The 13,432-nt window shown below is 60.3% G+C and carries 13 protein-coding genes; 6 read left to right on the top strand and 7 right to left on the bottom strand.

Translation table 11 applies throughout. The features are described 5' to 3' along the window. Nucleotides 1-234 precede the first annotated feature (234 nt). From PF049_12410 to PF049_12385, 6 genes are all read right to left on the bottom strand, one after another. Nucleotides 235-1,200: a CsgG/HfaB family protein gene (locus PF049_12410; protein ID WBY16378.1), complete on the bottom strand. Its 966-nt coding sequence runs from the start codon at nucleotides 1,198-1,200 to the stop codon at nucleotides 235-237. Then, nucleotides 1,200-1,625: a curli assembly protein CsgF gene (locus PF049_12405; protein ID WBY16377.1), complete on the bottom strand. Its 426-nt coding sequence runs from the start codon at nucleotides 1,623-1,625 to the stop codon at nucleotides 1,200-1,202. Before PF049_12405 ends, PF049_12410 begins: the two co-directional genes overlap by 1 nt. A gap of 904 nt (nucleotides 1,626-2,529) precedes the next feature. Next, the gene (locus PF049_12400) at nucleotides 2,530-3,285 is read right to left on the bottom strand and encodes an SDR family NAD(P)-dependent oxidoreductase (protein ID WBY16376.1); all 756 of its coding nucleotides are present in this window, start codon (nucleotides 3,283-3,285) and stop codon (nucleotides 2,530-2,532) included. A gap of 35 nt (nucleotides 3,286-3,320) precedes the next feature. Next, complete coding sequence (locus PF049_12395) at nucleotides 3,321-4,514, bottom strand: glutathione-dependent formaldehyde dehydrogenase (GenBank protein ID WBY16375.1); 1,194 nt, start codon at nucleotides 4,512-4,514, stop codon at nucleotides 3,321-3,323. Beyond that, a complete protein-coding gene (locus PF049_12390; GenBank protein WBY16374.1) occupies nucleotides 4,514-5,170 on the bottom strand; it encodes an SRPBCC family protein in 657 nt (218 codons plus the stop codon). Before PF049_12390 ends, PF049_12395 begins: the two co-directional genes overlap by 1 nt. A 17-nt stretch (nucleotides 5,171-5,187) precedes the next feature. Then, nucleotides 5,188-7,281 (bottom strand): catalase, encoded by a 2,094-nt coding sequence (locus PF049_12385; protein WBY16373.1) that lies wholly within the window; start codon nucleotides 7,279-7,281, stop codon nucleotides 5,188-5,190. 309 nt (nucleotides 7,282-7,590) lie between these two features. Here PF049_12385 and PF049_12380 point away from each other — a divergent pair, with 309 nt between their 5' ends. The 6 genes from PF049_12380 (at nucleotide 7,591) to PF049_12355 (ending at nucleotide 12,326) form a co-directional block, all read left to right on the top strand. After that, nucleotides 7,591-8,085 (top strand): ferritin-like domain-containing protein, encoded by a 495-nt coding sequence (locus PF049_12380; GenBank protein WBY16372.1) that lies wholly within the window; start codon nucleotides 7,591-7,593, stop codon nucleotides 8,083-8,085. Nucleotides 8,086-8,258: 173 nt separating this feature from the next. After that, a complete protein-coding gene (locus PF049_12375; GenBank protein ID WBY16371.1) occupies nucleotides 8,259-9,218 on the top strand; it encodes a hypothetical protein in 960 nt (319 codons plus the stop codon). Beyond that, nucleotides 9,211-10,305: an acyl-CoA/acyl-ACP dehydrogenase gene (locus tag PF049_12370; protein WBY16370.1), complete on the top strand. Its 1,095-nt coding sequence runs from the start codon at nucleotides 9,211-9,213 to the stop codon at nucleotides 10,303-10,305. The genes PF049_12375 and PF049_12370 overlap by 8 nt, the downstream gene beginning before the upstream one ends. Next, nucleotides 10,302-11,033, top strand: a complete 732-nt coding sequence (locus PF049_12365) for a PIG-L family deacetylase (protein ID WBY16369.1) — start codon at nucleotides 10,302-10,304, stop codon at nucleotides 11,031-11,033. The genes PF049_12370 and PF049_12365 overlap by 4 nt, the downstream gene beginning before the upstream one ends. Then, nucleotides 11,023-11,637: an SAM-dependent methyltransferase gene (locus PF049_12360; GenBank protein ID WBY16368.1), complete on the top strand. Its 615-nt coding sequence runs from the start codon at nucleotides 11,023-11,025 to the stop codon at nucleotides 11,635-11,637. The genes PF049_12365 and PF049_12360 overlap by 11 nt, the downstream gene beginning before the upstream one ends. Nucleotides 11,638-11,771: 134 nt before the next feature. Next, nucleotides 11,772-12,326 (top strand): DUF421 domain-containing protein, encoded by a 555-nt coding sequence (locus PF049_12355; protein WBY16367.1) that lies wholly within the window; start codon nucleotides 11,772-11,774, stop codon nucleotides 12,324-12,326. A 153-nt stretch (nucleotides 12,327-12,479) separates the two neighbouring features. Here PF049_12355 and PF049_12350 read toward each other — a convergent pair whose 3' ends face one another. Then, nucleotides 12,480-13,271 (bottom strand): hypothetical protein, encoded by a 792-nt coding sequence (locus PF049_12350; GenBank protein ID WBY16366.1) that lies wholly within the window; start codon nucleotides 13,269-13,271, stop codon nucleotides 12,480-12,482. Between the last annotated feature and the right edge of the window lie 161 nt (nucleotides 13,272-13,432).

Genomic DNA, 13,432 nt, shown 5'->3' with positions numbered 1-13,432 from the left:
CAGCATGGCTGCCGCGGCGCGGAAGGAGGTTTGACAGATTAAAGACAGTCTTCATCTTGCATCACCTTTTCATAAAGGCGATAGCCGTCACGCACCTGCGCACAGACGCACGGGCGTTTCAGGGTATCGCAGCCCAATCACTGCACGCATTCGGAGTTGCCGCTCCTGTGCGTGCTTTTTTCTTTGACGGCCCCGTGTCCGGGCTCATCGCCCGCTGGCTAGGGCCGTCAAAGCTCAAGAATCGTCGTCATCCTCCTCGCCGGTGTCGATGACTTTCAGTGCCGAGACGGCGCCTGCACGCCTGACTGCGCGCTGGACATCGCCGGCATCGTAAATTCCGTTCTTCTCGGCGAGGTAATGCTGCCTTATCGCAGCCGCCCCCTCCATGTCGTCAAATCGCCACAAGTCGAGTTCCACGCCTTCCAGAACCAGTCCGTAGACAGCCTTTTCGATCGCTTGCTGCAGGGCCACCTGATCCGGTTCGTTCGACGTGATTCCGGCTTCCGCCTCCAGCAGTTCCTTGAACGCTACGAAGCGGAAAGCGCTGGCCCCGATGGCTTGGCTCGCAATCGTCTTGGATGCGGTGACATTGGTCAGCACCTCGCCCGTCCGCACAGAGACGGCGCGCAGATAAACGGTGACGGTGTCCTGGCGGTATTCCTGTCGGGCACCAATACCCAAGAACGCCGCGCCGGCGCCGCCGGTGACCGTATTGCTGTCGTAGCCGACGATCCCGCCTTCCAACAGGACACCGGCAAAAAGCAGGGCGGGCAGGGCGTTAGGATCGGTTTCCTGCTCCCCGAGATAGCGTTTGCGCATCTCGCTAATGATCTGGCGTTCCTTGAGCAGGTTATCGAGGCGCTCGCGCTCGACGACGGTGAACCACTGGCGCTGCCCCGTTTCCTGCAGCGCGCGAACCAGCATCGAGCTGGCGCCCTGCGTCACGGCCCGGGAAAGCGTTTGCCCACTGGTCGTCGGCTTGAACTGGCCGGTCTGGTCGGTGAAACCGTATACGGCGATCGCCACCTGGCGTTCCGGCGCGGGAAGCCCGTTGAGGAGGTTCTGCGTCTGGGTTTTCTTGGGGAAATAGGCGAGACTGGTCTTCGGCGGGATGAAGTCGCGTCCATCGTCGCCCACGCTCATGCACCCGGCGAGCGAGGCAGCCGCAAGACCCAGGATTGACGTGCGAACGTACCGCATCAGTTCACCTCGATGAAAAGCGGGATCACGATGCGGGTTTCTTCGCCCGTCTCGTCGTTCCTGATTTCGAGGGTGACGGAATCCAGCGAACGGAAGAAGTCGATGGTCTGGCCACCGAAGCTGATTGTCCCACTCTCCTGCGGATTATCTCCGAAAATCGCATCGACGATCTGAGACGAGAGAGCCGACAACAGTCGCGATTGCAATTGCCGCGCAAAAATGTCGGCTTGTGAATTGGTGGTTGTGCTTCGCGGATCGCGATAATCGTTCTGCGCGTTCGCCGTGCCGAGTATGTGTGCCGAATTGAACGGATTGCCACCATTTGTCGGACTGATCGGTTCGTAGACCAAATCCTGAGCAGCAGCGCTGCCAGCACCGAACGCGACTGCGCCCAGAGCGCAAATGTAGAATGGCCTGAAAGTCACACTTCCCCCTTTAAAGACTACACCAACGTAGCCTCTAACCGATCCGAATTGCAGGCGATGTATCGCTCCGCAGATAAAGTGCGACCTTCGATTCGTTAACGAACTACTAAAGGATGATTCCCGAATATTCAATGCCGCCATGCTAGAATGTTACATATTGGGACATGAGCAGTAGATAGTTGATTTTTTGGGTTTTTCCCCGCTGATTTGGTTTGCAGGTCGGCAAGCTGCTGTATGAATTTGGAGTAAATCTACAGCCCCACTTTGGCACGAACCTTAGGAAGACCGTAGCGCATTGAAGGTAGGCGAATCGAACAATGGTGCGCCGATGCCTAGTTTGGCCCGAGAGCTCGGCTATCAAATAGCAGGTAGCGCCCGATCATGCGCGCCAGATTTTTGAGCGCACCTTTCCATTTTAATTGGCCTTCTGGAATTTAGTGTCAGCTTCTGTCCTATTTTAGCGAGAAAGTTGACTAACCGCAGCCGGCCCAGCTTTTGTCTGTCAGCTTTGCGCCCCAAATTTCGGTCGTTAAATAATGCTTCGAGATCGCACATAAGCGGACTCTATCGTCTAAACGACACATCAGTAAAAGGTCTCGATCACGCTACCCTACCGATGAACCTTCGCCTTGCGTTCGAATTCAGGGCCTCCGACCGCGAAAGCCGTGCTCTTTCATCGGCGTTGTTAATCGCTTGAATATCCTTTCGCGCGGCGGCGTTCCTGGCATCCTTTTGAAGAAAGAGGAGCACCCTCCAAGGCGACTGTCAGGAATGCGCTGCCGACGTTCCGACACGAGCACCTGCGAGAGGCAACCAGGCAAACCACGCCAAGGTTGGAGACAGGTGCTGTGCCACACCATTCTCTAATTCATGGCTAATCCTGTCGGAGAGGTTCTCGCCAAGGCTAGCGTTCGGGCAGCGCTAGGCGTCGATGTATCTGTAGGACCAGTTCGTCTGGGAGAATGTCGGCGAAGATGTCCTGCACTTTGTTGATGAGGCCGCTAACCTCCTGCGTCTCGCCTTTGAGGAGCGCGTGATAGCCATCGCGCGCGACCTTTGCCGGATTGGACTTGCTGTCCATCTGCCCGGCCTGCGTGTCTTCCATCCCGGCGCGCTCGAAGAACTGCGTGTCGGTCACGCCTGGCATCAGACAGGATATCACGACATCGGTGTGCTTGATCTCGTTCGCCAGGCCGACGCAGAAATCATTCACGAAGGCCTTGGTCGAATTATAGACCAACTGATACGCGTCGGGCATGTCGCCCGCAATCGACCCGGTTACCAGAATCCGCCCCTGGCCGCGCAGGACCATGCGCGCGCCGACCCTGTGGACCAGCGACACCGTGCCCTTAACGTTCGTGTCGATCACATGCGCGATGGCCTTCCACTGCTGAAGGAAGAATGCATCGCCCAGGCCGTGGCCTGCGTTGGCGACCAGCACGTCGACATCGCGCTCGCCAATACTGTTCATCAGGGCCTCGATCCCCGTTTCGGTGCCGAGGTCGGTCTCGATCATCTCGACCAAAGCGGCGCCGCAATCGCGCAGGGTCGCTTCGGCAGGCTCTAGATCGCGATCGGCAACGAGCAGTAGGGCGACGCCATCCTTCGCTGCCAGTTTCGCCAGTTCCAATCCGATACCGCTCGATGCACCGGTGACCACGCAGAAACCGGTAAGCTTGTCGACCGGGTTTTAACTCATGCGGGGGCCCCCGCATCCATACCGGGCTTGAGAACGACCTTGGTCCAGCTGTCCTGTTCCTCGCGGAAGTTCTTGTAGCCGCGCGGGGCGTCTTCCAGCGGCAGGCGGTGGGAGATGAGGAAGGTCGTGTCGATGGTGCCATCCTCGATCTTGTCGAGCAGCGGCTTGGTATAGCGCTGTACGTGCGTCTGGCCGGCACGCACCTGCAACCCCTTTTCCATCAGCGCGCCCAGCGGAAACTTGTCGGTCATCCCGCCATACACGCCGGGGATCGAGACGCGCCCTCCGGGCCGGACCGCCAGGATCGCCTGCTTGAGCGCCGCTGCACGGTCCGCGCCCATGCCGACGGTCTGCTTGACCATGTCGAGCATGTTGTCGACCGCGAAACCGTGCGATTCCATGCCGACCGCATCGATCACGGCGTCCACGCCGATCCCGCCCGACATTTCCATCAATGCCTCACGCACTTCGGTGGTCTTGAAATTGATTACCTCCGCGCCGAGCTGCTTGGCCAGTTCGAGCCGGTGCGGATAGTGGTCGATCGCGATCACCTTGCTCGCGCCCATGATGATGGCCGACTGGATCGCGAAAAGCCCCACCGGGCCGCAGCCCCACACGGCGACCGTGTCGTCGGGCTGGATATCGGCGTTCTCCGCACCCATCCAGCCGGTCGGCAGGATATCGGAGAGGAACAGCACCTTCTCGTCTTCGAGATGGTCGGGGATCACGATCGGTCCGACATCGGAAAACGGCACGCGGACATATTCGGCCTGACCGCCCGAATAGCCGCCCGTGAGGTGTGAATAGCCGAACAGCGCAGCCATCGGATGGCCGTAAAGCGTGGCCGACATGTCCTGCTTTTCAGCCGGGTTGGAATTCTCGCATGCGGAGTATTGCTTGATCTGGCAGTGGAAGCAACCGCCGCAGCTGATGGTGAAGGGTACAACTACGCGCTGGCCCTTTTTCAGCGTGCTGTCCTTGCCGGTTTCGACGACTTCGCCCATGAATTCGTGGCCGAGCACGTCGCCCGGAGCCACGCCGGGGATGACGCCGTCATACAGGTGCAGGTCCGAACCGCAGATCGCGGTGGAGGTGATCTTGAGGATCGCGTCGCGCGGGTTGATGATTTCGGGATCGGGCACGCTGTCCACGCGGACGTCGTGCGTTCCGTGCCATGTAAGTGCACGCATTATCCGTTCTCCTGCTGTTTTGCTTTGCGCGTTTCGCTCTTGCGATGCGCCGATGTGGCAATCTCGCCCGTTTCCATCAGCATCTTGAAACGCTTGAGGTCGTGCCGGGCCTGCACTTCGGGTTCGCGCAGGAAGACCTTGGCAATCCCGCGCCCGATGACGCCGCCCGGCGCATCGTATTCGATCCGAAGCGAGACGCGGGTGCCGCGATCGCCGGGAGCCTCGGTGAAAGTCACCTCGCCGCTGGTCTCGATATCCGAGCCTTCGACGGAGGCCCAGGCGATGCGTTCGTTTTCGACATCGTCGGCAATCTCGGTCTTCAGGTCGACCGTCGTCCCGGCGGGCGCCTTGATCGTCCAGGTCGTATGGCCCTTCGTTCCGTCCTGCTTGGAGATCCGCTCGACGTTCTCCATGAACTCCGGCAAATTTCCGAAGTCCCGCCAATAGGCATACAGCTCGGCGGCGGGCTTGCGGATGGTGACCGTGCGGCCCACCAGCGCGTGTTCACCCTGATTTTTCCGGCGAGCGATTTTCGGCGCATCGTCGCCGCCGCCGTCATGCCGACGGGAGAGGAAGGCGCCGAAGGCCACGGCGCCCAGCGCCACGCCCGCGGCGGCGACAGTGCCCGCAATGCCGATTTCTCGATTGTTTCTCATGTCGGTGTCCTTCCCGCTCAGTCCTGCTTCACGCTCTCGCGGTCCCAGAAGCGCAGCTCGCCGCACTTCTCGATGAAGGCGCTGGCCGCATCCTTGCCGGACGAGACATCGACGAAGCCGTCGTCCATCCAGTTCCACACGCCTGCCGTCTCGAAGAGGGGTTTGACCGCGGGGACGTAGGCGACAAATTTCGCATGGGCAAAGGCGTCGTTGACGAAGTCGATGCTCGGCTTGTCGGTGTTGTAGCGCTTAGCCGAAGCCTCGCTCATCACCACGGCCACCGCATCGTAGGTGACCGAGGGACCGCCATCGATCTTCTCGTCGGCTTCCATCATCTTGCCGTCGGACAGCTTGGCACCGGCCACGTGCGGTGCGACGATCTCGACCATGCCGCCAGCGCTGGTCGCGGCATCCTTCAGCGCCTTGACTACATCCGCATCGGCCCCGTCGGCAATATAGATGCCCAGCTTGCGACCCTTGAAATTACCGGGACCGTTCTTGAGGATCGAAAGCGCGGAGCTTTCGGCAAGATCGGTGATCGGGTCTCGGGCCGCAGGCACCTTTTCGGGCAGTTCGGGAAGGCCGATCCCGTCGGCCACCTCTTGCGCCAGTCCTTCGTCGATATGGCGCAAGTGGCCGATCATCCGCTTGCGGATGCTCATGCGACCCACCTTGGACAGCTCGAAAGTCAGCGCGTTCGCCATGTGCGTCTGCTCGACCGGGGTCTGGCTGATATAGAACTGACGCGCCTGGCTGTAGTGATCGGCAAAGGTTTCGCTGCGCACGCGCATCTTGGGCCCTTCCACCTGCGCCTCGTAGCTTTGGAATCCCTTCATCGGGCAAGCGCGCGGTCCGCGATCTTCCTGGGCACCGTCGCCATCGCCCCAGCTGTTAGGCTCGTAATTCACGCGGCCCTTGGGATTGGTCATCGCCATATGGCCATCCTGCTGGAAATGGCGGACCGGGCACTTCGACGCATTGATCGGCAAATGGGTAAAGTTGGGACCGCCCAGCCGCTTCAGCTGCGTGTCGAGGTAGCTGAAATTGCGCCCCTGCAGCAGCGGATCGTCCGAATGGTCGATACCCGGCACCAGGTTCTGCGTGCAAAATGCTACCTGCTCGGTCTCGGCAAAGAAATTGTCGACATTGGCGTCAAGCGTCAGCGTACCGATAATCTCGACCGGGACCTGCTCTTCGGGGATGATCTTGGTCGCGTCGAGCACGTCGAAATCGAACTGCTCGGCGAATTCCTCGTCGAACACCTGGATGCCCAGGTCCCACTGCGGGAAGTCCCCTGCGTCGATCGCATCCCACATATCGCGGCGATGAAAGTCGGGGTCCATCCCGTTGACCTTGAGCGCCTCGTTCCAGATCACAGACTGGAGGCCCAGCTTGGGCTTCCAATGGAATTTGACGAAGTGACTCTCGCCCTTCTCGTTGACGAGGCGGAAGGTGTGCACGCCAAAGCCTTCCATGAAGCGGAACGAGCGCGGGATGGTGCGGTCTGACATGATCCACATGACCATGTTCATCGCCTCCGGGCTCAAGCTGATGAAGTCCCAGAAATTGTCGTGCGCGGTCTGCGCCTGCGGAAAGCCGCGATCGGGCGCGGGCTTGGCGGCGTGGATCAGGTCGGGGAACTTGATCGCATCCTGGATGAAGAACACCGGAATGTTGTTGCCGACGAGATCCCAGTTGCCTTCCTGCGTGTAGAACTTGGTGGCGAAACCACGCACGTCGCGCGCAAGATCGGGCGAGCCCTTGTTGCCGGCCACGGTGGAAAAACGCGTGAAGGTGGGCACCCTGATGCCTTCCTCGTTGAAGATCCGTGCCCGCGAATATTGCGGGATCGCTTTCTTCAGCTCGAAATGGCCATGCACACCATAGCCGCGCGCATGGACGACGCGTTCGGGAATGCGCTCGTGATCGAAATGGAAAATCTTCTCGCGCGCGATCTGGTCTTCGAGCAGCTGGGGCCCACGCGGTCCGGCCGTCAGCCAATTCTGGTCGTCGGCTATCGGATGACCCTGCGCGGTCGTCATCACGTCGTCGTCACCCTTGGGCTTCTGGTGGTTCGCGCCACCTTTCGAAAGGTCGAGTTCCTTGGCCATACAGTGCTCCGATAATGGGTTTCTATCCCTCACTAACGGCTTCCTTCGAGAAGGGTTGCACACTCGACCAAAAATATCTGCGCCGACACTAATAAACATAAATCAATAGAAATTCACAGCTAACAAATACTAGCTTTGAAAGCTAATTTCATCGTGATCCATTTTAGCCAAACTTTTTTGCGACCAGCTAACATTTGATGGTCGTCGGAATTTGTATTTCTCGGTTTGGGAACGGATCGCTCCTTCGTTGGTTTGATTCGCGTTCGCGAAATCTCTCGCGAGCGCCTGCCAACCGCGAAGGAACAACCTATGCCCGCCCCTGAAAACCTCACCGATTGTTACACTGAAGAACTGGCCGACCTGTGGTCCGCCAACGACCAGATGGAAAAGGTCGTTCGCGAGCTTGCGAGCAAGGCAGGCGACGCCAAGCTCAAGGCGAAGCTGGAAAAGGGTGTCGAAGGCATCGCCAAGCACACCAAGACGATCAAGGGACTGCTCGACGATTGCGGGATCGACGAAAAGGAACATTGCAAGGGGATGGAAGGTCTCGTGAAAGAGGCCCGCAAGCACGCCCTCGATGCCGATATCTCCGACGATGACGTGCGCGACGTTATCATCGTCGCCCAGTATCAGCGGATGTGCCATTACGGTATCTGCGGCTTTGGCACCTCCAAGGCTTTTGCCGAAGCGTTGGGCAAGAGCGACCATGTCGTCAAGCTCGATGCGATCACTGAGGATATCTACGACACCGACGAGAATCTGAGCGATCTCGCCGAACGCAGCGTCAACCTGGCCGCAAAATGATTGCGGGCCCGGGGGCCGGGCGCCATCAGGTCCGGTCCCGACCTTCCATGCTTGACCAGTCTGCTGAGAGTCGGGAGCCCAAGGGTTCTTCCTGTCCAAACGAAACCGAACTGTCTGCTCTTCTGGCCAGCCCTCCGTTCGTCGGCAAGACCGAGGTTTCGCGCTGCCGGGGTGTGCTCAAACGCGACTACGATTTCGCAGTAGCTGTCCCCGTCCGGGACGAAGAACGCCGACTGCCGGCCACCCTCGATGCGATCTCCATTGCCATGCTAGCTGTGCCCTTCGCAGGGTGCGCGGTGTTCGTCATCAACGATACGAGCGATGCTTCGGCCGATGTAATCGAGCGCTGGGCGGTGCGCGAGCGGCAGTCTTTTCTGGCGCTGGAAGTGTCCTTCGACCAGACGATCCGTAACGCTCCGCATGCCCGCCGGCTTGCCCTCGACATTGCGGCACGCGCGGTGTCCGGCGGCGCTCTCTTCACGACGGATGCCGACACAATCGTGGGCAAAACCTGGATCGACGCGGGGCTTAGCTACCTTGCCAAAGGCTATAACCTCGTATGTGAGGATGTCCTGCTCGACGAACAAGAGCTTGCGGCCCTGCCTGCACAAGTGCGCGAGGTGGGCGATGCCGAGCGTGCTTATCTTGACCTGTGCGATCGCCTGTGGCGGTACTGGACGGACGGGCGCGCCGGCACACTGGCTTACCGCCCCTCCGGCGCAAGCCTTGCCATGAAGGGATCGAGCTATCTCGCACTCGGCGGCTTGCCGACCCCTTCCGTCGGAGAAGATCGGGCCTTGTGCGACGCGATGCTCGGCGCGGGGTTCGCGGTCAAGGCGATGGAGAATTTCGGAACCCGCACGTCCGCCCGCCTGACCGGGCGCGCATTGGGGGGATGTGGCGATGCCCTAGCGGAGAGGGCGCTTTCCGCCGATCCCGAATGCGATTCCCGCTTAAAGCCGGTTCGGCTCCTGCACAACGAAGCGACCTCATGGATGAAGATAACCGGCGGCATAAGCCAGGGGTTTCATGGGCTCCCGAATACCTGCGCCCCAATGACGTTCAGCGCCGTGCAGCGCGAACTGCAGATCGCGCGCAAGCTTGTGGCTAGTTACGGTCTGGGCGATGCCTGACGCAGCTTCGATAAGAGAGCTCGAAACGGCGGTTCACCAACTGGCTCCAGCTTCGGATTGCTCCGGCGGTTCGCTTGCCGAAGAGGTTTCGCTGTTGGCCGAACGCGGTTGGCTTCGCGCCTGCTTGCCCAGACAGTGGGGCGGCGAAGGCTGGGGCTGCGAACCTGCCGGAAAGCGCGACGCATTCGATGCCTTGCGCGCCCTTGGCCGGGCCAATCTGTCGTTGGCGAGATTGTTCGAAGGTCACATGAACGCGGTCAAGCTGATCGCGTTGTACGGCAGCGAGGGCACGGCGAGCAATGCGGCGAGCGCGATCGAAGGAGGCGCGCTTCTCGGCGTTTGGGGTGCCGACGATCTCGCCGACCCGCTCGGCTTCGATCGTCGCGAGGGCGCGTTGGCGCTAACCGGAACGAAGCGCTTCGCCTCCGGCCTCGGACTGGTCGGCCAGGCAATAGTCACGGTCGCGACGGCGGAAGGCCAGCAGTTGCTGCTCGTCCCGGCGGACGAGCCGGAGCGGTGCGATCATTCGGCTTGGTCGATGGGTGGCATGCGTGCCACCCAATCTGGCCAATACGAGTTTTCCGGGGTCGAGGTCCGCGACGATGCGCTGGTTGGCGCCCCGGGGGATTACCTGCGCGAACCTCATTTCGAGGGTGGTATCTGGCGCTACTGTGCGGCCCATCTCGGCGCTGCCGAAGCGCTGTATCATGCGATGCTGGGACAATTGACCGACCGTAGGCGCGCCGATGATCCGAGCCAGCAGCGCCGTATCGTTGCCAGCGCGATCGCGATAGAATCGGCTCGTCTCTGGCTGCTGCGTGCTGCCGAGGAAGTTGAAGCGGCCGGGGCTGAAGGCTGCAAGGCCACGCTATCCCTGCTCGCACGTGAGGCGACCGAGGATGCGTGTCGGCTGGTCATGGAGAATGTCGAGCGCTCTCTCGGCATGGCGGCGCATGTCGAAGGCTCATTTGTCCACCGCATGATGAGGGACTTGCGCCTGTTCCTGTGCCAAGCCACGCCCGACGCGAAACGCGGCAAGGCGGCCGAAGCCTTGGCAGCGGCAGTCGCGCGCGCCGAACAGCTATGAGCGTTCCCGCTCTGCCCGAAGGCTCGGTTCTCAGCGCTGCCCAGTCATCTCGTTACGTGTCGCTCGAAACGCTGGCTCCCCCGGGCCGATTGCTGATCATCGCCCCGCATCCAGACGACGAGACATTGGGCTGTGGCATGGCGCTGGCGGCAGCTCTGGCCGAAGGGCGCGAGGTCACCATCCTGTTGCTGACCGACGGAGAAGGCTCGCACCCCAATTCGCGCAAATTCGGCACCGCGCGGCGGGTCGCGGCGCGCGCGGTCGAGTTCGACAACGCGCTGACGGCGCTCGCTCCAGACAAATCGATTGCGGTGGTCCGTGCGCATCTGCCCGATGGAAAGACGACGGACGAAAGCGCCCCGCAGGTCGTCGATCGCCTTCGGGAACATCGCTGCGTCGCTAATGCGGACTCGATCTGGTCGACATGGGTTGAGGATCCGCATTGCGACCACCGAACTGCCGCCATCGTGGCGCGAATGCTCTCCGACCTGTCGGACGCCGCGCTCTGGAGCTTCTCGGTCTGGGGGCGCTTCGGCGAGCGTCCCGTGCCAGACCGGTTGTGCCTGTTCTTCGACAGCCGGTTTCACCGCGCAAAGCGCGACGCAATGGATGCCTATGACTCCCAAATGACCACCCTGATCGACGACGATCCGGCAGGGTTCACAATGCCGCCTGCATTGTTCGAGCACTTCGCGAGCCATCCCGAAATATTCTTCCATGAAAGATGACCCGTCGTACCGACGGCAGACGTTCGACGCGCTCTTCGCGAGCGACCCCGACCCATGGGGCTTCGAGAGCAAGGCGTACGAGGCGAGCAAACGGCGTGCGACGGTGGCGATGCTTTTTCCCGACCGTTTCGAGCGTGCGCTGGAGGTCGGGTGCGCCAATGGGGTGCTGACGGGGGATCTGGCGAGCGTGTGCGAGGAGGTTCTGGGCATCGACGTCTCGTCTGCCGCGTTGCGGCTGGCGGAAACGCGCTTGGCCGATTGCGACCACGTCTCGCTCATCCGAGCCGAAGTTCCCCGGGAATGGCCGGAAGGGACCTTCGACCTCATCGTATTTTCCGAGATCCTCTACTTTCTCTCGAGCAAGGAGATTGCGCAGGTCGCGGACCTCGCCTGGCAAAGCCTCGCCCACGATGGCGTATGCTTGCTGGTCAACTGGACCGGCCCTAATGACCTGCCGGTGGATGGACACAGTGCCAGCGTTATCTTCACCAATGCATTGCCTTGGCTAAGTGCGGCAAGCGGAGTTTGGTCCCAGTATCGCATCGACCGTTTGCACAAGCCTTTCGTTCGGGAAGAGGCTACTCCGGAGCGTCCGAAAGATTAGTGCGAGCTAATTCCGATGGCCGCGATGGTTTTGAATTTATCACCCAGCCAAGCGAGCGGTTACTGCTGCACCTCGACCTGCTACGTGCGCGCTGAGACGGCTCGCCCCCCCCAACAAACTCGAGGAAATCAAGCATGTTCGGACTGAGTGACTATCCTGACGCAATTATTCGCGGAGCCGCGCTTGGCCTCATTACGCTGGTCTGGGTCGTTCTTGTCGTGCGTGTGATTGGTCTGCGTACATTCTCGAAGATGACTGCCTTCGATTTCGTCATCACGCTCGCGACCGGTTCGCTGCTCGCTTCAGCAGCAACCGTTACCGAATGGACGGCGCTGGTTCAGGCATTGAGCGCAATCCTCGCTTTGCTGATAGCGCAGTTGATGTTGGCGCGGGTACGCCGCAGATCGAGGACGTTTCAGCTTATGATCGAGAACGATCCGATTATGCTGATGCATAATGGTAAGATATTGGAAGGCGCGCTTGCCAAGACGCGCGTGAGCGAAAGCGACGTTCTTTATGAAATCCGTCTGCAGGGTATTCGCGACCTGTCCCATGTTCGCTCGATGGTCCTGGAAAGCACCGGCGATATTTCGATCATATCGGGGGAAACCGGACCGACCGAGGAAGTCATGAAAGAGGTCGATTGCTGCTACGGTCCAGAGAAACACCATACCACTCGGCAAAAGTGATCTCGCGCTCCGGTCGGCTGGTTCGACGGCCGCCGCGTCATCGATCTGGCCGCTTCCGCGTTGGTTGTACGGACGGGTCATTAGGTGAAGTGCAGCTTCGGGGCGTGAGGAACTCAAAACCGGACTGTCTGCAACCGGCCCACTAGCGGTCGCCTATCGGGCCAATATGGCATCCAGCTTCTCTACCAAGTTAGCCCGAGCTGCCGAAATGGCATTCGTATTGGTTTTAACGGAACAGTCCTCGTCGCTCTTCCTTCCCAGAAAGAAGGAAATCCTCTCCGCGTTCGCTCCACTTGGATGAGGCAGGCCATCAAGGATTTGATCCCGGGAAAGGCCGGTTTCCTGCGCCACGTGGATCATGGCCGCGGACACCTTTGGACCGAGCGGGACGATCAACGCGTCACGGAGATCCGCCAATTCTTGGCCCGCGTGGCGCTCTAATTGGTTCCGCAAAAGTGGGGTCCGCACCATGTCCGGCGTCCCCGACCAGTTCGCGCCATCGAGGAAGACAGGATACCGCAGCGCCGAGGTGAAATGCACCAATTGCTGCTTGTCTGACCAGAGCTGGGCGGTGCTCTCGATCCCAAGCCATTTCGCGACTCCCACCAGGTCGAGCATTGCCACGAGATTGCCGCGCATCGGCTCGCCCGAGAAACTCGCGTGGACCTTCGCTGCCCTCGCTGCTTCCAAGTTGCTCTTGCCTCCGCGCAGTGCATTGCGCGCTGCCAGCAATGCCTGTCGCGCTTGGAACAGGCCTGGCGTCATTCCAACGATCACGATCTTCGCGTCGCGATTAACGTGGTCGAACGGTGCGTACTGGACCCGCAATTCGCGACCACGCACTTCAGATCTCGCCATGTTTAGGCGCTCGAGCGAGTTCGCAGTGGCGATTTCTTCGTCCGTGAGGCTCTTTACCACGGACGCGAAGCTGTCGAATATTTCCAAGCCCTAATAACCCGTTCTTGTCAGCATGCTTGTCATGGCCCGCGCTTCCTAGTCGCCACGGCGGACACCCACACCTAGCGGAGTGCTCACTTTGAGCGCATTCCCACGACTTATCTCATTGTCAAGGCTAGACATTTCACTCTTTCGCAATATCCAGTCAC

The organism is Erythrobacteraceae bacterium WH01K (genome assembly GCA_027941995.1).
Classification (GTDB): domain Bacteria; phylum Pseudomonadota; class Alphaproteobacteria; order Sphingomonadales; family Sphingomonadaceae; genus CAJXSN01.
Note: the sequence above shows the minus strand (reverse complement) of the source record. Positions and strands in the feature narration are given on the sequence as shown.

Excerpts from the sequence above, each read along its gene's own strand:
- PF049_12410 (WBY16378.1), bottom strand. The coding sequence starts at position 1,200 with ATGCGGTACGTTCGCACGTCAATCCTGGGTCTTGCGGCTGCCTCGCTC.
- PF049_12395 (WBY16375.1), bottom strand. The coding sequence starts at position 4,514 with ATGCGTGCACTTACATGGCACGGAACGCACGACGTCCGCGTGGACAGC.
- PF049_12365 (WBY16369.1), top strand. The coding sequence starts at position 10,302 with ATGAGCGTTCCCGCTCTGCCCGAAGGCTCGGTTCTCAGCGCTGCCCAG.
- PF049_12380 (WBY16372.1), top strand. The coding sequence starts at position 7,591 with ATGCCCGCCCCTGAAAACCTCACCGATTGTTACACTGAAGAACTGGCC.
- PF049_12370 (WBY16370.1), top strand. The coding sequence starts at position 9,211 with ATGCCTGACGCAGCTTCGATAAGAGAGCTCGAAACGGCGGTTCACCAA.
- PF049_12390 (WBY16374.1), bottom strand. The coding sequence starts at position 5,170 with ATGAGAAACAATCGAGAAATCGGCATTGCGGGCACTGTCGCCGCCGCG.
- PF049_12355 (WBY16367.1), top strand. The coding sequence starts at position 11,772 with ATGTTCGGACTGAGTGACTATCCTGACGCAATTATTCGCGGAGCCGCG.
- PF049_12360 (WBY16368.1), top strand. The coding sequence starts at position 11,023 with ATGAAAGATGACCCGTCGTACCGACGGCAGACGTTCGACGCGCTCTTC.
- PF049_12385 (WBY16373.1), bottom strand. The coding sequence starts at position 7,281 with ATGGCCAAGGAACTCGACCTTTCGAAAGGTGGCGCGAACCACCAGAAG.